Below are 21,804 nucleotides of genomic sequence, written 5' to 3'. Positions count from 1 at the left end.
TGCCGATGGCAAGCCCACGTCTCTCTACCTGGAATGTCTCTGCATTCTTCACGGCCGCTCCTGATGGGTGGATACAACCAAAGTAGCACGGCAGTTTCCTTGTTCCGTGCGGCTTTGTCCAGCCGGAAAGCGAGCAACGGCGCCATCTTGCGCCATGGCCACAAGGGCAGTCGGCGCGTGCCGGTCGTGCCTACCAGTCGCGTGGGGCGGGGCCGGTGTAGTCGATCATCGTGCAGGTCATGGGCATGATGGCGGCCGGGGGTTTGCCCTGAGCCTCGATGTAGCAGGGTTGCATGCCGGCCAGGAAGGTGGGGAAGGCGAAGGCGTAGTACTCCCGGGGACTCAGGCCCAGGTCGGCACAGATGGCGGCGGCCAGGCCGGCGTAATTCATCTTGAAGCGCCAGCGTCCGTTGAGCAGGATGGTTTCGATGCGCTCGGCCAGGCGCAGGTGTTCGCCCTGGTCCAGCCCGCACTCGCGCAGCAGGCGACGCATGGGTGCAAGGCGCTCGTCGCCGTTGATCAGCGGACGGCCATAGCCGGCGACGCTGCGCTGGCTGCGCAGTTCTTCCTGGATGCACTCGCGCAGCGCGGTTTCGTCCTCGGCGCGGCGTGCGCGGAGCAGGAAGTCGAGCGCACGCAGATCGATCTGGCGACCGTAGATGGCTGCTTCCGAGACGGCCAGCGCGGCGGACATGGCGAGGTTGCCGGTGCTGCGCGTGCTCCCCGCCAAGGCCGCCACACGATTGTTCCAAAGGCGCGTGTCGGGGTAGCTGGTGTAGGCCCACAGGGCGTTCATGACACGCAGGGCCGGTTTGCTGAAGCGTCGGCCGGTGATGCCATACACATAGACATCCAGCCACTCTGCCTGGCCCAGATCGGCATGCAGGTCGCGGCCGCGAAACACTGCACGTTCGCCGGCGAAGAAGGCGCCCACCTGGGTGCGCAGCGGTCCCAGGTGTGCTTGCAGGGGGTGTTCGTACGGGCTCATGGAGTGGTCTCGTGAGGGCACGGATCGTCTTCGAGCATGACCTCGCCGAAGGGGAATTTCTTGTAGCCATGGGCGCGCTGCTCGAGCGCGTGTGCGGCTGCACCGGGCAGACGCAGCAGCAGGTGTAGCGCTTCACCCTGCTCGGGGCTGAGACCAAGGTCGGTGTAGGCCGCGGCAGCGACGCCGGAGAAGGCCAGGCCGTTGCTACAGGCCTGCTCCAGTTGCGCGCGCTGGTCGCGCAGGCTGGTGAGGGCGGTACCGCCGATTTGCGCCAGGTGCGCCAGCGTGCGCTGCACGGGCAGCGGGGCGCTCCGCGTGTTGGGGTCGAAGCCGGGCAGGTGCTGCGCTTCGGGCCACACCTCCAGGCCGCTCCGGGCGCTGTTCTGCAGTTCGGCGAAGAGTCTTGTCGGCGCGGATGTCGCCACCTGCCAGGCCTGCATGGCGAGGAGGACATCACGCGCGCCGTCCACGCGACCGGCCGCCACCGCCAGCGCCGCCATCAGGCTGGCGGCGGTGGGCGAGCCGCCCACGCCACCACACATGGCTGCGTGCACCGAGGGTTCGCGCGGGCCCGGGTTGGCCAGCGCCACGGCGAGGTCGTTGAGCAGGTGCGACTGCCAGGGAGCCGGGCGCTCGCCGGTGAACAGCAGCAAAAGCATGTCGCTCCAGCTTGCGCGTCCCAGCATCGCGCCATACACGTCATAGCCGTGGCAGCGCGCGCTGCGCGCGGCAAAGGGGTTGTCGGGCTCGGCGTCCTCCTGCCAGATGCGTGTCGCCATCACGGTGGCCGTGGGGGCTCCGTGCATGTCATCGTTCATTGTCCGTTCCTCAACACCTTCATGCGCACGCCCATGGGGGGAACCTGCTCGCGGTCGATGCGCACGTCGATCAGGGTCGGGCCACGACGCGCGAACAGGGCGGCGAAGTCGAGCCCTGCCAGTTCATCCTCCGAGCCGACGCTCAGCGCATGGACGCCCAGGGCGCGCGCCATCATGGCGAAATCGGTACGCGGCAACTGGTGGGCGATCGATTCGGCACCGGCCAGCCTTTGCCCGTGCATCACCATGCCAAGTTCGCCATCGTTGAGCACGATGAAGATCACCGGCAGGCCGGCTTCTTGCGCGACCGATATCTCCTGTCCGTTCATGAGATAACTGCCATCCCCGGTGAGGCAGACCACCGGGTCGCTGGAATCGGCGAAGGCCGCGCCGATCGAGGCGCCGATGGCCCACCCCATTGCCGCGAAGTCCATTGTCACCTGCAGCCATGGACGCATCGGGCGTCGCGCGGCAGCGGAACGCTCGTCGGCCGTCTGAAGCGAGCGGCTGCGCCGGTCGTTGAGGTTCAGGCTGTGTACCGCCCAGGCCGTGCTGTTACCCGTATCGGCAAAGAAGCGGGTGGTGGGCGGGCAGCGCCGCGACAGGGTATGCATCAGGGTCTGCGGGGCGATGGCCTGGGCGGTGGCGGGGCGTGCCTCGAGGTCCTCGCGCGGGCACTCCGGGATCGGCACCACCTTGGCCGGTTCGGGTTCAGGCAGGGCGGCCAGGACGCGCTCGAAGATGCTGCGCAGATCGCCACGTACATGCAGGTCGGCCATCGGCGTGCGCAGCAGGTTGTCTTCGCAGGCATCGACGTGGATCAGTCGTTCGTTGAGCAGGGCTTCGCTCCAACCGCCGCTGGCCCATTCACCGAGTGCGGTGCCGATTGCGATCACGCGACGCGGTTTGTCATTCAGCAGTTCGGCTGCAGTGGCATGACCGCCGAAGCCGAAGACGCCGCGATACAGCGGGTGGTAGGGGTTGATCAGTCCCTTGCCGTCCGGCGTGCTGATCACCGGTGCCTGCAAGGCTGCGGCGGTGGCGAACACGAGGGGGGCGGCCGCACCGCAGCCGCCTCCGATCAGGAAGACCAGGTCACGCTCCGTGCGCAGCAGGGTGATGAGTTCCTGCAAGGCGCGCTCGTCGATCAGGGCGGAGGGGGCGAACAACTTGTCCAGCGTATAGCCATGTGGCGGTGCGGCGAGTGGCGAGCGCTGCACGTCGACCGGGATCGAGAGGTGGGCTGGCCCGCGCATCTGCATGGCCCGCCCGATGGCGCTGACCAGCTTGGTCTCGGTCTGCGACACGTGGGACAGCAGCGAGTTGTAGCGCGTGCAGTGGCGGAACATGCCGATGATGTTCACGCCGGTGCAGCCAGACTCCTGCAGCGCGTGGCGGCCGAAGTTGGGCAGCGCAGGCTGGCCGGTGAGGGCCAGTATGGGTACGCCGTTGTCGTAGGCGCAGGCGATGCCGGTGATGAGGTTGGTGGCGCCGGGGCCGGAGGTGGCGATGCACACGCCCAGCTTGCCGGTCTCGCGCGCATAGCCATCCGCCATGAAGGCGGCGCCCGCTTCGTGGCGGGTCGTGATGTGGCGCAGGCCTCCGCGTCGTTCGCTGCGTGCGAGCGCGTTGTACAGGGGTTCGACCGCGCCGCCAGGGATGCCAAAGACGTAGTCGACACCGAGTTGCTCCAGGTAGGAGACGATCAACTCGGCGACGTCATGCGGCGCATGGGGTGACGACAGGGTCTGCTGCGATTCAACGGCGGGGTTCATGACTGACTCTCTTGCTGCTGATGCGTGAAGCGCACAGTCTGGAAGCCACAGACATTCGGGCGATTGCGCTGGAGCAGTTTTTGTGCAATGCCGTGGAATGTAAGGTGCACCTGTGAAGCGACGGCGTGACCTGCTTGGCAAATTTGCTACTTTTGACATAAAGCGCGGGTCTGTTCGTGATTTGTTTGCGGTTTTGCGCAATCGGGGAAATCCCGTGGGTGCCGATGCGGCCTGTTACCATCAAGTTTTTCCCCGCTCCGCCGTTGCTCTGCGAATGGGCGATTCGCCCGCAGCGCGCAAGAAACACCATGAAGCAGATGCTCGATTACCTGGCCGGCTACGCCGACACCATCCTTTCCCGCTACCGCGACCCCTACCACGGCACGCCCCTGTTCTTCGATGGCGCAGACAGCTTTACCGGGCGCCCGGTGACCTGGCGCAACGTGGATGGCACAGACTGGGAACCCTCCAACCTGGCGTCACAGCAGAACCTGTTCCGCTTCTTCAGCGGCCTGTCCGCGCTGACTGGCGATGCCAAGTACAAGCAGGCCGCGCTGGACGCAACCGCATGGCATCTGTCGCATACGGATTCCTCCGGCCTGCTGCGCTGGGGCGGCCACAGTTTCCTGGACCTGAAGACGCTCAACGCGGCCGGGCCCGAGAACAAGAACATGGTGCACGAGCTCAAGCACCACTACCCGTTCTACGAGCTGATGTACGAGGCCAATCCCAAGGCGGCTTCGAAGCTCATCAAGGCGGTGTGGAATGCCCACATCGACAATTGGGAGACGCTTGAGCTGTCGCGCCACGGCACCTATGGCCGCGACTTCCAGGAAGAGGGCTTCTGGGACAAGCCGATGAATCGCGACCTGGAGATCCTGCGCGAAGCCAAGGGTCTGTCCTTCGTGAACGTCGGCAACGATCTGATCTATGCGGCGGGCATGGCCTACCAGGCGGAAAAGGACCCCAAGGCGCTGGAATGGGCCGAGTTCATGGCCTGGCAGTATGTCCGCACGCGTTATCCGGCGACCGGTCTGGGCTGCTATCAGTTCAATCGCCCGGTCAAGCGCGAGGAGGCGCCGACCGACGAGAACGATCCGCGCTTCACCTTCTCCTTCTTCGGCGATCGGGCGCAGCGTCAGTTCGGCCCCGAGTACGGCGAGGTGGCGCAGGAGGCCTGGGTGCTGTTCAAGATGGACCCGGACGCGCTGAACGGTCCCGAAGGCATCTATTCCGATTCCGGCCTGGCGCAGGTGACGATGGCGCGCCAGTTGGGCGAGCGCGGCAAGACCCTGCTCGACTGGACGGTGTCGGGCATGGCGGCCTACGCCCACTACGCTTACGTGCCGGAGACCAACGAGATCAAGCCAATGTTTGCCGATGGCAAGGATCTGACGGGCCATGTGTTCCAGCGTCGTGGCTACTACGGGCAGAAGGGCTGGGTGTTCGAGCGCAAGCCGATCAACACCATCTCCTTCCTGGCCTACGCTACCGCCTGGGCCGTCAGTGGCATGAAGGAGTTGTGGCCGACAGTGGCAGCCATGGCGCGCAATTTCGGTCTCGGCGAGTGGAATCCAGCCGATCCCAACACGCCCAAGGTCAATTTGCAGACGCGTGCCAACGATGCGCAACTGCTGTTTGGCGTGCTGGAGGTCTATCGCGCCACGCAGGTGCCGGCCTACCTGGCGCTGGCGAAGGCGCTGGGTGAGAGCATCTTCAGCCAGCGCGCGCATCGTGGCCTGCTGCTGCCGTCGGCCAGACATATCTACTGCCGTTTCGACGATCCGGAGGCGCTGGCCTTGCTGTCACTGCATGCCACGCTGGAGGGCAAGATCGAACAGGTGCCGGTCTTCCGCAGCAAGGGGGGCTACATCCACGGCGATGCCATCCTGCCCGATGGAACCAAGAAGAACATCCAGGACATCCTGCACTTCTACCCGATGCAACAGGCGGCCTGAGAACGGTCGAGCCGAAAACAAAACGCCCCGGCAAGCCGGGGCGTTTTGTTTTCGGGTGATATTGCTCAGAAGCGCCAGCCGAACCCGACACCGAACAGGATGGGGTCGACCTTCAGCGTGCCCAGCTTGTTGCCAGCGGCCATCACGTCGGTGCGGATCTGCACTTTCTTGATATCGAGGTTGATCGACATGGTCTTGTTGATCGGAATGTCGATGCCGGCCTGCAGTGACCAGCCGAAGCTGCTGTCCTCGATGGTCACGCCGGGAGGCAGTTCCTCGTCCGAGAACAGGGTGTAGTTGAGGCCCAGGCCCACGTAAGGGCGCACGCTCGCCTGCGGCAGGAAGTGATACTGCAGGCTCAGCGTGGGGGGCAGGTGCTTGAGGCTGCCGATCTTGGTGCCGTTCGACTCCAGATCGTGCTTCTGCGGATAGGTCAGGACCAACTCGGCCGCAATATTCGGAGTGAAGAAATAGCTGATATCGAACTCCGGGATCACCTTGCTGCTCAGTTCCAGGTTCAGCCCGGTCGAGTCGTCGTTTTCCGGCGCGATGTTGACGATGCGGCCGCGGATCAGCCAAGGATTCTCCAGGGCCAGCGCCTGTGTCGATGCGAACAGACCAGCGGTGCAGGTCAGAAGGGCGGCCAGGGTCTTTAGTCTCATGTTTACTCTCCGTGTAGATGGGGACATCCCGTCCGGCATTTCAGCCGGCGGGGTCGTACACGGTTTGATCGGCATCAAATCTGGCGAAAGACCATTCTAGCTTCGCGGGAATACCCTGAGAACGATTTGCGACAGCGGCTCACCCGAAACGGTAGTGCTTGCGTAGCGCGACCGTGATGTCCCAGGTGCAGGCCAGACCCGTCGGGAAGTGCGCGAGGTCGCCCGCGCGCAAGGTGACCGGCTGGCCGCCCTCGGGTGTGACCGTCACCTCGCCCGCCAGCAGCAGACAGGTTTCCGGCGCGTCGTAGTACCACGGGAAGCGCGACACCTCCTTCTCCCAGACTGGCCAACTGGCTACGTTCAATTGCTGATGGCGGGTGCTGTCGATCTGGCGTTCGACCTGGATTTCGAGTGCCATCCTTTTTGCCTCCATGAGTGTGGCGTCATGTTCCCGCTTCCTGCGATGGAAGAAAAGCGCCGTGCCGCTGCTGCTGATATCTGCCGTCGCCGCAGGCGAGGAGTGGGAGCCGGCTGTGCTCGATTCCGCCGGCCTGGCGCGCCGGAAGCTGGCTACGCCGGTCCCGGGTCCTAAAGGGAAGGCGCGCGAAGTGCTCGGCCTGACGGTGCTCGCGCTGCCTCCTGGGTTCTGGCCAGGGGAGGGTGGCGGATGCCGGTCGCATCTAGGCCCGTTTCAATAGTGACAGTCAGACCCGCTTGCTTATCGGCTCGGCGATGAAATGCATGTCGAATTCGTTGTGGCGCAGGGCTGCATGACCGTGCTGTGCCGTAACCAGCAAACGGATGTGCGTCAGACAGTCCGGCAGGACTTTGATCCGGCTGCAGTGTCGGGGCGATGCTATTTCAAGGCCGCTCTCGACATACAGGCCTGTCGCCTGACTGATAGCGAGGGGCGCGAGAACAAGGTCTGTGCTGGCTGCCCTCGCGCTACGTACGCCGGATCAGAAAGGGGCTGCTTCCTCCAGGCACAAAGATCGGTCCTGTCGCGGGTGCTGGAAAGCAAGCCGGCAGGCATGCAGTAGCAAGCGCGGCGCCTGTGCGGTGGCGTCGCCGCCATAGAGCTCATCACCCAGAATGGGGTGGCCAAGCGCGCGCATGTGCACCCGCAACTGGTGAGAGCGGCCGGTTATGGGCTCCAGCAGCAGGCGCGAACAGGGTGTCGCAGGGTCGCGAGAAAGCACTTGAAAGCGGGTCAGCGACGGCTTGCCTCGTGCGAAGTCAACCATTTGCAGTGGCCGGTTCGGCCAGTCGGTGATCAGTGGCAGATCCACTGCGCCTTCGTCCTGCGCTACAAGTCCTGCCACCACCGCCTCGTAACGCTTGTTGACGGCACGCGTTTCGAACAGGCGGCTTAGCGCGCGGTGCGCGTCCGCCCCGCGCGCCAGCACCATCAGGCCGGAGGTGGACATGTCCAGACGATGCACGATCAGCGTGTCCGGATAGTCCTGCCGTACCCGGCTGGCGAGACAGTCTGCGAGGTGTGCGCCGCGCCCCGGCACCGAGAGCAGGCCGGCCGGCTTGCTCACGATCAGCAAGTCCTCGTCGACGTGCAGATAGCGCAGGGGCGCGGAGGGCGGATGGTAGGCAATCACAGTAGCCGGTGACGGTGGGTGGGCGCCGCATGATATCGCCAGCCACGTTCCGGTGCTTGCCCGCAAACCCTCTCCGCACGGCTGCTTGCGGCTGGTGGCGCATGGTATCTTCGGCACGACAAGGTGCTTGAGCACCGCAGCAATGTTTGAGGAGACGATCAATGCCGGTTTTCTGGCGGGCCAGAGTCGCGGCCCTGATGCTCATGCTGCTGGCAGCAAGCTGCTCACTGCAAAAGCCTGCGGACGATAAGAATGTGTTCAGCGATCGTCTGGTGTTGAACTCCGCGTTTTTCACTGGTTGGGCAAGTGCGGACGGCAAGGTGCTGCTGATCGGAGGAGGCGATGGCACGATTCTGCGCAGTACCGATGAAGGGCTGCATTGGCGGGCGGTCGATACCGGCAAACTGAGCGATCCTGTGGTGTCCTTTGTGGAGCACGCACCCACGGGGGTCTTGCTCGCCGCTGGCCCGAGCGGAGGTGTACTGCGCTCCACCGACGCAGGCCTCCACTGGACGCAGCATGCCGTGGGCAAAGATTCGCGTACACGGGCACTGGCGGTGCAGGCCGATGGCAAGACCTGGGTCGTGGCGGGCGACGGCGGCAATCTCGCAGTGTCGAAGGATGCCGGCCTGAGCTGGAACCAGGTAGCACTGCCGGCCGCGCCGGGTTTGGGTGCCGTGCTTGCCCTGAGCGGCGGGCAGTTCGTGGTCGGGGGTGAGGCAGGCCTGATCCTGCGCAGCACCAATGGTGGAATCGACTGGCAACGCGTGGATAGCGGCACGTCCGAGACCATCACCGGCCTGTACGGATTCGCCGAGGCGGGCGCGACGCTCGCGCTGTGTGGTGACGGCAAGGTTCTCGTCGGGGGGAAGGATGGCGCCGAATGGACCGCGATCCCTACCGGCAGCCCGCATTTCCTGACCCGCGCCGTGTACGACCCGCGCCACAAGGTGATCGTGGTGGCGGATATCAAGGGCAACATCCTGCGCTCATCGGATGGTGGGCGTAACTGGGTCGTGGTGCCGACTGGGCGTGACTTCTACATCTCCAGCCTGCGTTACAGCGATGCCACGGGGCGACTGATCGCGACCGGTAACGGAGGGGCCTTGGCGATTTCGGCCGATGGCGGCATGAGCTGGCAGTTCTCAGCACTCAAGCTGGGTGTGTTCGTGGAGTCCGCGCTGGTGTCCGGGCAAACCCTGCTGGCTTTCGGCGAGGGCAGCGCCCTGATGCGCTCGACGGATGGCGGCGACTCCTGGCAACTGTTACAGGCGCCAATCGGTGACTACGTCCATGGGCTGAGCGTCAGTCCCGACGGCAAGTCCCTGGTCGGCGTCGGCAAGGGCTGGGTGGTTTCTGCTTCGGCCGATGGGCGGACATGGACGCCGCAGCCAGTCTCTTTGCCTGCCAATGCCTACCTGTTCACCATCCTGCCCGCACCCGGTGGCGCGGGGCTGATCGCCGGTGGGCCTCCCGGCATCGTGATCCGCAGCAATGCCCAGGGCAGCGACTGGCAGACCTTGCTGAACGGGACCGATTTTACGCGCGGCTACTTCCACGACATCGTGGTGGCGCGCAAGACCGGGGCCATTGTCGCGGTGGCGAGCCCTGGCGTCGTGATGCGCTCAGTGGATGGAGGTATGAGCTGGGACGAGGCAGACGCGCGCACAGAGCCGCACCTGTTCGCTGCAGCCGCAAGCACTGAAACTGGCACTTTCGTGGCGGTAGGGCGCGAAGGCGGCATCCAGCGTAGTACGGACGGTGGCAAGCAGTGGAGCCAGGTAGATTCAGGCACGCGTGCTCATCTCCATAACATCGCGTATCTGTCACCCCTGAAAGCCTTCATGGCGGTCGGTGCGGAGGGCTCCATCCTGCGCTCCGACGACGATGGTCTGACTTGGCGCCGCATCCACGGGGGCGCCGTATCGACGGCGCGGTACCTGATGTTCGACGAGGCGAAGAATGTGCTGATCGTAACGGGCGATGGCGGGCTGATCCTGCGCTCGACCGATCGCGGAGCAAGCTGGCAGACGGTCGCAAGTGGCACCGATCAGCCTCTGCGCCAGCCCTTGCTGGTCAAGAACGGCAAGCGCATCTTCGTGCCGGGGCGTAAGGGCGTGTTGCTTCGATCCGACGATGCTGGCGTGAGCTGGCAGAGCGAGACAACCAAGACTTCAGGCCATCTCAAGGCCTTGCTTGAAGTGCCGGGTGGCGATGCCGTGATCGCATACGGAGATCGCTTGGTGCGTCTGCCGCAGTAAAGCTGGTCAACACAGCTCTCTTGATCGACGGGCGGCAGGGTCTGGCCCTTCGGGCAGGACTGTCACGCTTGCGATTCGCTGGCAAGTCGGAGCCACAAGCAGCGCACCTGCGGAATTCCGCGAGTGCCCCGGCGGGGCTTGGCAGACTGATGTCCTGCGAACACAAGCGTGAGCCTTGGTGCGCACCGGAGTAGGCGAAGCCCGGCTGCCTGCAACGCCATTCGAGCTTCGCGTTCGATCCCCTTCAGGCATGAAAAAGCCCCCGCCGCAGCGGGGGCCTTCTCGAACTCACCCTGGCGGGCGTGGCCGCCAGGTTCAGACCGTAACGATCAGTATGCCGTCACGTCGGTCTTGCTCACGTCACAGGCGCTGGTGTTCCACTCTTCGCCGATCGACGAGGAGGAACCGTTGCCCTTGACCACGCCCTTGTAGGTCACGCACACCTTCGGGCTGCCGGCCTTGTAGCCCTTGATCTGCAGGCTGCGGATCGTGGCCTTGTCGCCGTAGTTACTGTTGATACCGACCACTGCACCGCCGGTCACCTTTTCCAGCTTGGTGTTGCTGACGGTCACGTAGCGCGGGCCACCGTTGCCGGTGCAATCACCACAGGAACGCACCAGCTTGCCGATGGAACCGGTCGTGGTGAAGTTCTTGATGTTGATCGTGCCCTTGATGGAGTTGTGCTGGAAGGTCTTGTCTTCGGCGCTGGTGGCGCTGCCGCCCACGATGTTCAGCGTGCCGCCGGCATTGCTGGCGGGCAGGGTGGCTGCGTCTTCGCAGACGTCTTCCCACACCACGTTTTCCAGCGTGCAGGTGCCCGAGACGCAGTGGATGCCGTCAGCAGCCGCACCGGCCTTGATGCGCACGTTCTTCAGCGTGCCGTTGCTGACCGAGATCACCGGAGCCTGGCTTTCGCTGCCACCCGAGCACGAGGTGCCGATGGTTGCGCCGCCACAATCGACGGTACCAGTGATGGTGGCGCCGGCCTTACAGGCGCTGCTGCCGCCCGAGCTGCTCGAGGACGAGGAACTGCTCGAGGACGACGAGCTGCTGGACGAAGACGAACTGCTCGAGGACGAGGAGCTGGAGCTGCTCGAGGATGACGAGCTGGACGAGCTGGTCGTCGGGCCGTAGGAACACCAAGCCGAGGAAGAGTAGCTGTTGCTCGGAAAGGCGGAGCTGGTACAGGCGAAGCTGCCGGTCTTGGTGGCGTACACGAAGGAACCGGACTTGCCCAGGGCAACCGAGCGGGTGCCGCTCATGGAGCAGGTGGCGCCGGTGTTCTGGGCGCACTTGGTGTAGCCGGAGGGATAGTCGGTGGCGGCTTGCGCACCGAAGGACAGCATGGCCAGAGCGGCCGCGGCGGTCAGACTGCGAATCATGGATGTCTCCTCAATTATTGGATTCTTGTGGCCTGTCCCTGCACTGAAACTGCGACCCCGTGCCTGGCAGTGCCTTGCTGCAAATGTCAGGTTTTTTCTGACATGAACCGAGTTTTGACCGACCTTAATTTGTTGTCAAGAAAAATTTATTGTTGCATAAGCGAATAAAATGGGAAGCGTGAAGAAATTGTCAAAACCGAGGCTTGGGGCGGGTTTTGCTGGCCTGCAGCAGGCCTCCGCCTACCTCAAAAGTCATAGGGCCGTCAGCCGATCGCGAGCCGATGTGGGGCGGCCGGGCGACGCGCGGTAAACTAGTCGCCTTTCCTCCCGACCCCCCGGATTTCCCCCATGCAAGAGATCAGCCTCACCCGCCCCGACGACTGGCACATCCACCTGCGCGATGACGCCAGCCTGCCTCGTACCGTGGCTGATGCGGCGGCCCGCTTTGGCCGCGTGCTGGTGATGCCCAACCTGCGCCCGCCCGTGACCACGGTGGAGCGGGCGGCGGCCTACCGGCAGCGCATTCTGGCGGCCGTGCCGAAGGGCCTCAAGTTCGATCCGCTGATGACGTTGTACCTGACAGACAACACGCCGGTCGAAGAGATCGAACGGGCCAAGGCCAGTGGCTTCGTGCATGCCCTCAAGCTGTACCCGGCCGGGGCTACGACCAATTCGGATGCGGGCGTGACGTCGATCGAAAAGGTCTACCCGGTGCTGGAGCGCATGGAAGCACTGGGGTTGGTGCTCTGCGTACACGGGGAGGTGACCCATGCTGACGTCGATGTGTTTGATCGTGAGCGTGTCTTTATTGATCGCGTTCTCGCGCCGCTCGCGCAAAGGTTCCCGCGTCTACGTACGGTCTTCGAGCACATCACGACGCGCGAAGCGGCCCAATACGTAGCGGGTGCGGGCGAGAACGTGGCCGCCACGATCACCGCCCATCACCTGCTGCTCAATCGCAACGCCATTTTCGTGGGCGGCATCCGGCCGCATCACTACTGCCTGCCTGTGCTCAAGCGCGAGACGCATCGCGTCGCGCTGGTCGAGGCGGTCATTTCGGACAATCCGCGCTTCTTCCTGGGTACCGACTCCGCGCCGCATGCGCGCAGCACCAAGGAGGCGGCCTGTGGCTGTGCCGGTTGTTACACCGCGCACGCCGGCATCGAGTTGTATGCCGAAGTCTTCGAGCAGGCTGGCGCGCTGCATCGGCTGGAGGCGTTTGCCAGCCACAATGGACCGGACTGGTATGGCCTGCCACGCAATGCCGAGCGCATCACGCTGGGCAAGGAGGCCTGGGCCGTGCCTGCCCATTACGACTATTTGCCGGGTGACCCGCTGGTGCCGCTGCGTGCCGGCGAGCAAGTGGGCTGGAAGCTGATCTGAGGGAGCGAGACCGATGCGCTACGGACTGTTGGCACTGCTCATGCTGCTGGGGCTGACGGGCTGCGAGAACGATGCAGCCTCCTTGCAGTTCGACGACAAGGACGACTCCATCTCCTTGATTCGCGAGCAGCGCTATGTGTGGCGTGGCGAGGTGGAGCAGACTCTGGTGCCGGCGCGGACGCAGGAGTGTCAGCGTCGCTACCCGATCAAGGCGGGTCCCAAGGAGTTCGTGAAGATGGAGGTGTGGGAGGCGGGGCCCATGCTCTATCTCGCCAAGCAGGGTAACGACTGGTATGCGATCGGGACCGAGAAATGCCTGGTGCAGCCGTACACGCAAACACCGCCCAATCCACCCGGCAGGCCGCTAGGGGCGTTCGTGCGCAAGGACGGCAAACTGATTTTCGAGAAAGCCGGCGCTGCGCAATAGGCCCGTTTTCTGCTGGATTTAGCCGGGCTTGTTCGCCATCTCGGCAATGTACTGGATGTAGCGCGCGGTCTCCACGCCCCATTTCATCGGATCTTCGTGACCGACGATGCGATCAGCGCCGCCAGCCCCTTCGGGGCGCGAGAGATCGAGATCGTAGGGCGGCATGCTCGCCTTGCTGCGGGTATGGAATACAACGCGCAGCTTGGGCGTGAGCAGATTGCTCTCGTTCTGCTCCAGCACGACGCCCAGGCGGCCGGACTCCAGCTTTACCAGCGAGCCCACCGGATAGATGCCCACGCAGCGGATGAAGGCCTGCACCAGCTTTGGGTCGAAGTGGTGCGCGCTCCATTCATGCAACCGGCGCAGTGCCTCGGTGGCTGGAATGCCTCGGTGGTAGCAGCGGTCTGCGGTGATTGCGTCATACACATCCACGATCGAGGACATGCGGACGTACTGGCTGATCTTGTCGGCCGGCAGTCTGTCTGGGTAGCCGTTGCCATCCATGCGTTCGTGATGATGCAGGGTGATGTCCAGCACCATGGGGTGCATGTCCGGCGTCTTGAGGAGGATCTCGTAACCATCGCGCGGGTGGCGCTTGATGATCTCGAATTCCTCGTCGGTCAGTTTGCCGGGCTTGTTGAGTACCTCGTCCGGCACCAGTGCCTTGCCGGTGTCATGCAGTAGCCCGCCCATGCCGGCGATCCGGGTGGTCTCCTCATCCATGCCCAGGGTGCGGCAGAACGCAACCATCAGAGCGCACACGCTCACGCAATGCAGGAAGGTGTAGTCGTCCTTGTTCTTGATCGACAGCAGGCCGATCAGGGCTCCAGAATTACGCAAAATCGATTCGGTGATGTGCTCCACCACCGGCTCCATGCGCTCCAACTCGACCGCGCGGCCCAGGCGGGCGTCGGCCATCACGTCGCGCACCATGGCCTGGGCCTTGTCGCGAATCTGTGTGGCCCGTGCAATCTCTTCGGCGGCGGTCACCCGAATCGGGTGCTCGGGTTTCGCCGTTGCGATGTCTTCGAGCTCTTTTTGCAAGGCTTGTGCGACTTCTTCCTGGGTCGGTGCATCGGGGACGTCGAGGCCTCGCTCGGTATCAATATAGGCATAGTGAATGCCGGCCTTGAGCACCTTCTCGATCTGCTCGTCGTCGGTCAGCTTGAAGCTGTTGCGCATGAAGGGGTGCGACAACCAGTCGCAATCCAGTTCGGCAATGAACATGCCAATGCGCAGGTCTTGGGCGGATATCTTCTTCTTCACTTGCGTCAGCCAGCCGGATGCATGGAAGGCCTATCGGCCTGAAATGGGCCGAATTGAGCCCGATGTCACACGTATAATCCCCAGTGGAAGTCCGCCAGGCAGTCGCGTTGCGCCGGGTCAAACCGGCGCACCGAGGAAAGTCCGGGCCCCGCAGGGCAGGATGCCGGCTAACGGCCGGGCGCTATAAGTCTAAGGACCCAAGGCGACGGAAAGTGCAACAGAAAGCAAACCGCCGATGGCGGACCGGACTTGGCGGCCGCAAGGCCGCAAAGTCATCTTTGTGGGCAGCGATGTCTGCAGGGACTGCGAAGTGAGGATGCGTGGCGTAAGCCGGGCATCGGACGCGACGCAGACGTGTCTGATCAGGCAAGGGTGAAACGGTGGGGTAAGAGCCCACCGCGGACGTGGTGACACGGACGGCATGGCAAACCCCATCCGGGGCAAGGCCAAATAGGGGGGCGTTGATGCGGCCCGCAGAGCCCCCGGGTAGGCTGCTTGAGCGTTGCGGTAACGCAACGCCTAGAGGAATGATTGCCCCGCCAGCGCAAGCTGGCGCGACAGAACCCGGCTTATCGGCGGACTTCCACTTTCGCTTTCGGCTCTCCGTGCGGGCCTGAGCTCGTCTCTTCATTTCTTCCGTGCCATGTGGCTGCGCCTGCATTGGTGCTGCCGCCGCGTTGCGCCGGCAATCCATTCCCAAGTCTTTGATTCCAATGCGCTTGCTCATTGGCTGCCCGAGCGTATCGAGCAGCAGGGCGCGTGTTGTCTGCGCCGCTGGTCGCTAAGTCCCTGTCCTGCCTGCACTTTTCCCCTGGGTGCAGCTTGACCGGGATTTTCTTTCAATCTAAAGTGGAGCGAAGTGGGAGAAAATGGGTGAAAGTGGATAAAACTGCACTTCGCGGTGGGCGAAGTGGGCCACTGGACCCATCCCAAGGGAGCAGGGGAGTTCATGTCATTTCAGGGTGCAGCCGCACTGAGTCTCGATGCAAAGGGGCGCCTTGCCGTCCCGGCACGGCATCGCGACGCGCTGGCGGCACTCTGTGGCGGGCGCCTGGTCGTCACAGCCCATCCCCATCGTTGCCTGGTCGTCTATCCGGAACCGGCCTGGGTGCCCATCCGCACCCAGGTGCTCGCCGCGCCGGGGCTGGACCCGGTGGCTGCGGCCCTCAAGCGCCTGCTGGTCGGGAACGCGCGGGATGAGGAAATGGATTCGGCGGGGCGTGTGCTGATCGCGCCGGAACTGCGTGCCTGGGCGGGTCTGGACAAACAGGTGTGGCTGGTCGGGCTGGGGGATCACTTCGAGCTGTGGTCCGACGAAGCCTGGCAGAAGCAGCAGGACGCCTTGGTGGCTCAGTTCGCGAGCGGAGGCCTGCCGCCTGGATTTGAAAACCTGTCGCTGTGAGCGCGGGGCTGCAACACATCACGGTGCTGCTCGACGAGGCGGTCGAGGCGCTGGCGATCCGGCCGGATGGTGTCTACGTCGATGCCACCTTCGGACGCGGGGGGCACAGCCGGCGGATCCTCGCCGCGCTGGGGCCGGCGGGGCGCTTGATCGCCTTTGACCGCGATCCGCGGGCGATCGAGGCGGGTCAGGCGATCGGCGATGCGCGCCTGACGCTGGTGCACGAAGCCTTCTCGGCCCTAGCCGGGGCACTGGATGGTCTGGGCGTGGCGCGGGTGGATGGGGTGCTGATGGATATCGGGGTGTCGTCGCCGCAACTGGACGACCCCGAGCGCGGGATGAGTTTTCGTTTCGATGCGCCGCTGGACATGCGCATGGATACGACGCGGGGCGAGAGCGCTGCGGAATGGCTGGCACGGGCGACCGTCGCCGAAATCACAACTGTACTGAGGGATTACGGTGAAGAACGGTTTGCTCATGCGATTGCAAAGGCGGTTGATGCTGCTCGGCAAGGGAGTGGTATTGCAACCACAGGACAACTTGCCGCGCTCGTGGAAAAGGTCGTGCGCACGCGCGAGCCGGGCCAGCACCCGGCGACACGCACCTTCCAGGCTCTACGGATTCGCGTTAACCGCGAGCTTGAGGAGCTCTCGCTGACGCTGCCGCAGGCGGTGGCGCGGCTCAATGAAGGAGGGCGGTTGGTGGTGATTTCCTTCCACTCGCTGGAAGACCGCATCGTGAAGCGCTTCATGCGCGATCACGCGCGCCCGCCTGCGCTGCCCAAGGGCTTGCCGGTGCGCGAGGCGGATCGGCCGCAGCCGGCGCTGCGCCTGGTGGGTGATGCGGTGCGTCCGGGCGAGGCGGAAGTGGCAGCGAATCCGCGCTCGCGTAGCGCCATCATGCGCGTCGCCAGCCGTACCGCCGCGCCCTTCATCGCATCTGCGGGGGCGGGCTGATGCTGCGCGTGACAGCCGTCCTCATGCTGCTGCTGGTGGCCAGCGCGCTTGGCGTGGTGGCCTTGCAGTACCAGTCGCGCCGCCTGGTGGACGCGATCGAGCGCGAGCAGGCGCATACCCGCGCGCTGGATATCGAATGGGACCGCTTGCGCCTGGAGGTCAGCGCGCTGGCTGCGCCGGCGCGGGTCGAGAAAGTCGCGCGTGAGCGCCTGGGCATGACGACGCCGGGCAAGGATGCCTTGCTGGTGGCCGAGACGGGGACGGGCAACCGGCCATGAGCAAAAACCTCGCATACACCTTCAACCATAATCCGCTGCTGTCCGAGCGCCTGCCGGTATGGCGCGCGCGTTTCGTGCTGGTGTGCCTGCTGCTCGGTTCGGCCGCGCTGCTGGGGCGTGCCGTGTGGCTGCAGGGCATCAATACAGAATTCCTGCAGGCCAAGGGGGAGTCGCGTTACGCCCGTACGCTGAGCATGCCGGCCACACGCGGTCGCATCGTCGATCGTCATGGCGAACTGCTGGCGATGAGCACGCCCGTGAAGTCGATCACCGCGATTCCCTCCCTGCCGGGCGTGGCCGAGATCACCACGGCTCAGTTGCAGGCCTTGTCGCGCGTGCTGGGCGTCGAGATGCGCGAGCTCAACCGCAAGCTGGCCAGCGGTAGCGACTTCGTCTATCTCAAGCGCGAGGTGCCGCCTGAGCTGGCGCAACGCGTGATGGCCCTCAAGCTGCCCGGTATCCAGGCGCAGGACGAGTACCGCCGCTACTACCCGGTGGGCGAGGTGAGCACGCATGTGGTGGGCTTCACCGACGTCGATGACCGTGGGCAGGAAGGCATGGAGCTGGCCATGCAGCGCGAGTTGGAGGGCAAGCCGGGCTCACGGCGGGTGATCAAGGACCGGCGCGGTGCCATCGTGGAGGACGTGCAGTCGATCCGCCGCCCGCAGGACGGGCGCGACGTGACCCTGGCGCTCGACGCCAAGATCCAGTACCTCGCCTACAGCGCGCTCAAGGCAGCGGTCAATGAGAACAAGGCCAAGGCGGGCGCCGCCGTGGTGCTGGACGCCAAGACCGGCGAAGTGCTGGCCCTGGTGAACAACCCCACCTACAACCCGAACAATCGCGGCAAGCTGTCCGGTGAGCAACTGCGCAACCGCGTGCTGACCGACACCTATGAGCCCGGTTCGACGATGAAGCCCTTCGTTGCGGCAATGGGTCTGGAGGCCAGCAAGTACCGCTTCAACACGGTGATCGACACCCAGGGCGGACGCATGACGCTGGATGGCGCGACCATTGGCGATTCCCACCACCACGGCAACCTGACCGTGGCCGAGGTGATCCAGAAGTCCTCCAACGTCGGCGTGGCCAAGATCGCACTCAGCTTCCCGCCCGAGCACATGTGGAAGCTGTACGACCAGCTCGGCTTCGGCCAGCCGCTGCAGCTCGGTTTCCCGGGCGAAGTTGGCGGGCGCCTGCGGCCGTGGAAGAACTGGCGTCCGATCGAGCAGGCCACCATGGCCTATGGCCATGGCGTGTCGGTGACCCTGATGCAGATGGCACATGCCTATACCTCGCTGGCGCGCGATGGTGAACTGATCCCGCTGTCCCTGGTCAAACTCGATGCGCCCTTGGTGCGGGGCACCCAGGTCTTCAGCCCCGAGGTGGCGCGCCAGGTGCGCACCATGCTGGAGATGGCGGCTGGCGAGGGCGGTACCGCGCCGCAGGCACGCATCCCCGGCTATCGCGTGGGCGGCAAGACCGGTACGGCCTACAAGCTGGAGTCGGGCCAATACACCAAGAAGTACGTGGCCTCCTTCATTGGCTTCGCGCCGGCCTCCGATCCGCGCCTGATCGTGGCGGTGATGGTGGATGAGCCGACCGCTGGCAAACACTACGGCGGTGACGTGGCCGCCCCGGTGTTTGCCCAGGTCATGAGCGGCAGCCTGCGCGCGCTGGGCGTGCCGCCCGACGCACCCATCGTGCCGGTGCAGGTGGCGCGCGCTTCTGCGGCGGAGGGCATGTGACCACGCAACTCGCTTCGGCCTTGCTGGCCATCCTGCGGGCGCAAGGGGTAGACCCGAGACGTGTCGTGGCGGACTCGCGCATGATCCGTCCGGGCGATGTGTTCCTGGCCTACCCGGGGCATGTCAGCGACGGCCGCCTGTTCATTCGCGATGCGGTCGAGCATGGCGCGGCCGCCGTGCTGTGGGAGCGCGAGGGGCATGTGTGGGACGCCAGCCTGAACGTACCCAACCTGCCGGTGGACCAGTTGCGCTGGATGGCGGGCGACATCGCCGATGAGGTGTTCGGCCACCCCTCGCAGCAGATGTGGATGGTCGGCGTCACCGGCACCAACGGCAAGACCTCGATCTCGCAATGGGTGGCGCGTGCCTTCAATCGCCTGGGCCGCAAGTGTGCCGTGGTCGGCACGCTGGGCATGGGCTTTCCGGGCAGTCTCGACCCTTCACAGAACACCACGCCGGATGCTCTGGTCATGCAGGAGCGGCTGGCTCGTTTTCTCAAGGACGGCGCACAGGCGGTCGCGATGGAGGTGTCCTCGATCGGGCTCGACCAGGGGCGCATCAATGGCTGCCGCATCAACGTGGCGGTGCTGACCAACCTGACGCGCGACCACCTCGACTACCACCACACCATGGAGGCCTATGCCGCCGCCAAGGCCAAGCTGTTCGAGCAGCCCGGCCTGCAGTCCGTGGTGCTGAACTTCGACGACATCATGGGCGTGGCCCAGGCGCGCCGCCTGCAGGGGCGTGAGCTCGAGGTGGTGGGCTATACCGTGATTCCCGACAATGCCCTCGCGGCGCCCGCCGCCCGCATGCTGGTGGCAGAACAACTGCGCTCCACCCAGCACGGGCAGAGCTTCACCGTGGCCTGCGAAGGCAAGCGCATCGACATGACGGTGGGGGTGGTGGGGCAGTTCAACGTGTCCAACCTGCTGGCTGTGATCGCCGTGCTGATGCAGTCCGGCTATTCGATGGAAGACGCGGTGGAGGCGGCGCGCGAGCTGACCCCGCCAGAGGGCCGCATGCAGACCGTGGGCGGCGTTGGCGAGCCCTTGATCGTGATCGACTACGCGCACACGCCGGACGCGCTGGAGCAGGCCTTGCTGGCCTTGCGTCCGACTGCCCTGTCGCGTGGCGGGCGCTTGTGCTGCCTGTTTGGCTGTGGCGGCGATCGTGACCCCGGCAAGCGCCCCCTGATGGCTACGGTGGCGCGTCGTCTGGCCCAGTGCGTGATGCTTACCAGCGACAACCCGCGCAGCGAAGACCCGGAGAAGATTCTCGACGACATCGCTGTCGGTGCGCCGGACGCAGAACGGATTGCCGACCGCGCCGTCGCGATCCGCGAGATGGTGCTCCGTGCCGGCTCCGACGATGTGGTGCTGATTGCGGGCAAGGGGCACGAGAACTACCAGGAGGTGCGCGGCGAACGCACCGAGTTCAGCGACGTGGCACACGCACGCGCCGCGCTGGGCGCCTGGAACCGCGCGCAAGGAGAGAGCGCATGATGCAACTGCAGGCGGTGGCGCAGGCGGTGGCAGGCGTACTGAGTGGGACCGATCGCACGGTGAGCGGGGTGTCGACCGACACACGCCAGCCGATGCCGGATGCCTTGTTCGTCGCCTTGCGTGGCGAGCGTTTCGACGGTCATGACTTCCTTGCACAGGCCTCGCTGCAAGGGGCGGCGGCCGCGTTGGTCGATCATCAGGTCCAGGACGTGCCCGCTGGCCTGTGCCTGGTGCGTGTGGCCGACACCCGCCTCGCGCTGGGGCGCCTCGGGGCCTGGTGGCGCAGCCAGTTTCGCATTCCGCTGATCGGGGTGACCGGCAGCAATGGCAAGACCACGGTCAAGGAGATGTGTGCAGCGATCTTGCGCGCACGTCACGGCACCGATGCGGTCGTGGCCACCGAGGGCAATCTCAACAATGACATCGGCCTGCCGCAGATGCTGCTGCGCATGCAGGCCACGCACGCGGCAGCGGTCTTCGAGATGGGCATGAACCATCCGGGTGAGATCGCCTACCTGGCCGGCCTTGCGCAACCCACGGTGGCCGTCGTGAACAATGCCCAGCGCGCCCATCTGGAAGGCATGGGCGAGCTGGATGCGGTGGCGCGCGAGAAGGGCTGCATCTATGGCGCGCTCGGCGTGGATGGCGTGGCCGTGGTCAATGCAGACGATCCGCATGCCGCCTACTGGCGCGGCCTCAACAGCGGCCGTCGTGTCGTCAGTTTCGGCCTCGATCAGGCGGCCGAAGTGAGCGCACGCGTCACGCCCCGGGCCTATGGCAGCGAGCTTGAACTGCAGGTCGATGGTCAGCGCCGCAGCTTCGTGCTGCACCTGCCGGGCCTGCACAACGCACGCAACGCCCTGGCCGCGACCGCCGCCACCCTGGCCGCCGGCGCCAGCCTGGACGACGTGGTGGCCGGCCTCGGCAGCTTCAGCGGACCGAAGCGGCGCTTGCAGATGCGTGTGGCCCTGAAGGGCGCGGTGATGCTGGACGACACCTACAACGCCAACCCCGATTCCGTGCGCGCCGGCATCGACGTGCTCAGCGCGACGCCGGGCCGGACCATCCTGGTGCTGGGCGATATGGGCGAGATCGGCGACATGGCGGCACAGTGTCACGACGAGATTGGTGGCTACGCCAAGAGCCAGGGGGTCGATTACCTGCTGGGCCTGGGTGAGCACGCAGCCGTCGCAGTGGCCAACTTCGGTACCGGCGGCGAACACTTCGCGCGTGCCGAGGAGCTGGTCCGCGCGCTGGAGAAACTGCTGGCACCGGACGTGGTGGTGCTGGTCAAGGGCTCGCGCTTCATGAAGATGGAGCGTATCGCCGACGCGATTGCCGAAGAGCGCACCTGATGGTCCGCATCGGCATACCCGCTCGCCCCACCCATC

General features: G+C 65.1%; 18 protein-coding genes and 1 other RNA gene. 11 read left to right on the top strand and 8 right to left on the bottom strand.

What is annotated here, in order from left to right; genetic code table 11:
- Window positions 1-190 precede the first annotated feature (190 nt).
- The 3 genes from NMB43_RS14665 to NMB43_RS14655 are packed head-to-tail and all read right to left on the bottom strand — an operon-like array spanning window position 191 to window position 3,581.
- Entirely contained in the window at window positions 191-988 is a 798-nt protein-coding gene (locus NMB43_RS14665) for a citrate synthase family protein (RefSeq protein ID WP_494348903.1), read from the bottom strand.
- The gene (locus tag NMB43_RS14660; RefSeq protein ID WP_494348902.1) at window positions 985-1,806 is read right to left on the bottom strand and encodes a citrate synthase family protein; all 822 of its coding nucleotides are present in this window, start codon (window positions 1,804-1,806) and stop codon (window positions 985-987) included. The genes NMB43_RS14665 and NMB43_RS14660 overlap by 4 nt, the downstream gene beginning before the upstream one ends.
- Window positions 1,803-3,581: a thiamine pyrophosphate-binding protein gene (locus NMB43_RS14655; RefSeq protein ID WP_494348901.1), complete on the bottom strand. Its 1,779-nt coding sequence runs from the start codon at window positions 3,579-3,581 to the stop codon at window positions 1,803-1,805. Before NMB43_RS14655 ends, NMB43_RS14660 begins: the two co-directional genes overlap by 4 nt.
- A 308-nt stretch (window positions 3,582-3,889) precedes the next feature.
- On the opposite strand from NMB43_RS14655, the gene NMB43_RS14650 reads away from it, so the two are divergent.
- Window positions 3,890-5,539 carry a hypothetical protein gene (locus NMB43_RS14650; protein ID WP_494348900.1) on the top strand — a complete coding sequence of 550 codons (1,650 nt, stop codon included), beginning with the start codon at window positions 3,890-3,892 and terminating at the stop codon, window positions 5,537-5,539.
- Window positions 5,540-5,604: 65 nt separating this feature from the next.
- On the opposite strand, the gene NMB43_RS14645 is transcribed toward NMB43_RS14650, so the two are convergent.
- The 3 genes from NMB43_RS14645 to NMB43_RS14635 all read right to left on the bottom strand — a co-directional run bounded on the left by NMB43_RS14645 (window position 5,605) and on the right by NMB43_RS14635 (window position 7,973).
- Window positions 5,605-6,201 (bottom strand): OmpW/AlkL family protein, encoded by a 597-nt coding sequence (locus NMB43_RS14645; RefSeq protein WP_494348899.1) that lies wholly within the window; start codon window positions 6,199-6,201, stop codon window positions 5,605-5,607.
- Window positions 6,202-6,340: 139 nt separating this feature from the next.
- Complete coding sequence (locus tag NMB43_RS14640) at window positions 6,341-6,619, bottom strand: cupin domain-containing protein (RefSeq protein WP_494348898.1); 279 nt, start codon at window positions 6,617-6,619, stop codon at window positions 6,341-6,343.
- 541 nt (window positions 6,620-7,160) lie between these two features.
- On the bottom strand, window positions 7,161-7,973 hold the full coding sequence (locus tag NMB43_RS14635) for an RluA family pseudouridine synthase (protein WP_494348897.1): 813 nt from the start codon (window positions 7,971-7,973) through the stop codon (window positions 7,161-7,163).
- A 92-nt stretch (window positions 7,974-8,065) separates the two neighbouring features.
- On the opposite strand from NMB43_RS14635, the gene NMB43_RS14630 reads away from it, so the two are divergent.
- Complete coding sequence (locus NMB43_RS14630) at window positions 8,066-10,072, top strand: WD40/YVTN/BNR-like repeat-containing protein (protein WP_494348896.1); 2,007 nt, start codon at window positions 8,066-8,068, stop codon at window positions 10,070-10,072.
- Between the two features lie 329 nt (window positions 10,073-10,401).
- Here NMB43_RS14630 and NMB43_RS14625 read toward each other — a convergent pair whose 3' ends face one another.
- Window positions 10,402-11,454 carry a pectate lyase gene (locus NMB43_RS14625; RefSeq protein WP_494348895.1) on the bottom strand — a complete coding sequence of 351 codons (1,053 nt, stop codon included), beginning with the start codon at window positions 11,452-11,454 and terminating at the stop codon, window positions 10,402-10,404.
- A 348-nt stretch (window positions 11,455-11,802) separates the two neighbouring features.
- On the opposite strand from NMB43_RS14625, the gene pyrC reads away from it, so the two are divergent.
- Window positions 11,803-12,837: a dihydroorotase gene (gene pyrC / locus NMB43_RS14620; RefSeq protein ID WP_494348894.1), complete on the top strand. Its 1,035-nt coding sequence runs from the start codon at window positions 11,803-11,805 to the stop codon at window positions 12,835-12,837.
- 13 nt (window positions 12,838-12,850) lie between these two features.
- A complete protein-coding gene (locus NMB43_RS14615; RefSeq protein WP_494348893.1) occupies window positions 12,851-13,264 on the top strand; it encodes a hypothetical protein in 414 nt (137 codons plus the stop codon).
- An 18-nt stretch (window positions 13,265-13,282) separates the two neighbouring features.
- Here the strand turns inward: NMB43_RS14615 and NMB43_RS14610 are convergent, their stop codons facing one another.
- Window positions 13,283-14,530 carry an HD-GYP domain-containing protein gene (locus NMB43_RS14610; RefSeq protein ID WP_494348892.1) on the bottom strand — a complete coding sequence of 416 codons (1,248 nt, stop codon included), beginning with the start codon at window positions 14,528-14,530 and terminating at the stop codon, window positions 13,283-13,285.
- Window positions 14,531-14,616: 86 nt separating this feature from the next.
- On the opposite strand from NMB43_RS14610, the gene rnpB reads away from it, so the two are divergent.
- The 7 genes from rnpB to NMB43_RS14575 all read left to right on the top strand — a co-directional run bounded on the left by rnpB (window position 14,617) and on the right by NMB43_RS14575 (window position 21,768).
- Window positions 14,617-15,118: RNase P RNA component class A (rnpB, locus tag NMB43_RS14605), an RNA gene on the top strand.
- A 361-nt stretch (window positions 15,119-15,479) separates the two neighbouring features.
- Complete coding sequence (gene mraZ, locus NMB43_RS14600; RefSeq protein ID WP_494348891.1) at window positions 15,480-15,932, top strand: division/cell wall cluster transcriptional repressor MraZ; 453 nt, start codon at window positions 15,480-15,482, stop codon at window positions 15,930-15,932.
- Window positions 15,929-16,888 (top strand): 16S rRNA (cytosine(1402)-N(4))-methyltransferase RsmH, encoded by a 960-nt coding sequence (rsmH, locus tag NMB43_RS14595; RefSeq protein ID WP_494348890.1) that lies wholly within the window; start codon window positions 15,929-15,931, stop codon window positions 16,886-16,888. Before mraZ ends, rsmH begins: the two co-directional genes overlap by 4 nt.
- Window positions 16,888-17,166 (top strand): cell division protein FtsL, encoded by a 279-nt coding sequence (ftsL, locus tag NMB43_RS14590; protein WP_494348889.1) that lies wholly within the window; start codon window positions 16,888-16,890, stop codon window positions 17,164-17,166. Before rsmH ends, ftsL begins: the two co-directional genes overlap by 1 nt.
- Window positions 17,163-18,911: a peptidoglycan D,D-transpeptidase FtsI family protein gene (locus NMB43_RS14585; RefSeq protein ID WP_494348888.1), complete on the top strand. Its 1,749-nt coding sequence runs from the start codon at window positions 17,163-17,165 to the stop codon at window positions 18,909-18,911. Before ftsL ends, NMB43_RS14585 begins: the two co-directional genes overlap by 4 nt.
- Window positions 18,908-20,413, top strand: a complete 1,506-nt coding sequence (locus tag NMB43_RS14580) for a UDP-N-acetylmuramoyl-L-alanyl-D-glutamate--2,6-diaminopimelate ligase (RefSeq protein ID WP_494348887.1) — start codon at window positions 18,908-18,910, stop codon at window positions 20,411-20,413. The genes NMB43_RS14585 and NMB43_RS14580 overlap by 4 nt, the downstream gene beginning before the upstream one ends.
- The gene (locus tag NMB43_RS14575; RefSeq protein WP_494348886.1) at window positions 20,410-21,768 is read left to right on the top strand and encodes a UDP-N-acetylmuramoyl-tripeptide--D-alanyl-D-alanine ligase; all 1,359 of its coding nucleotides are present in this window, start codon (window positions 20,410-20,412) and stop codon (window positions 21,766-21,768) included. The genes NMB43_RS14580 and NMB43_RS14575 overlap by 4 nt, the downstream gene beginning before the upstream one ends.
- The last annotated feature ends 36 nt before the right edge of the window (window positions 21,769-21,804 follow it).

This window comes from Uliginosibacterium sangjuense (assembly GCF_059132465.1).
The sequence above is the reverse complement of the archived record's forward strand: the minus strand, read 5'-3'. Positions and strand labels throughout refer to the sequence as shown.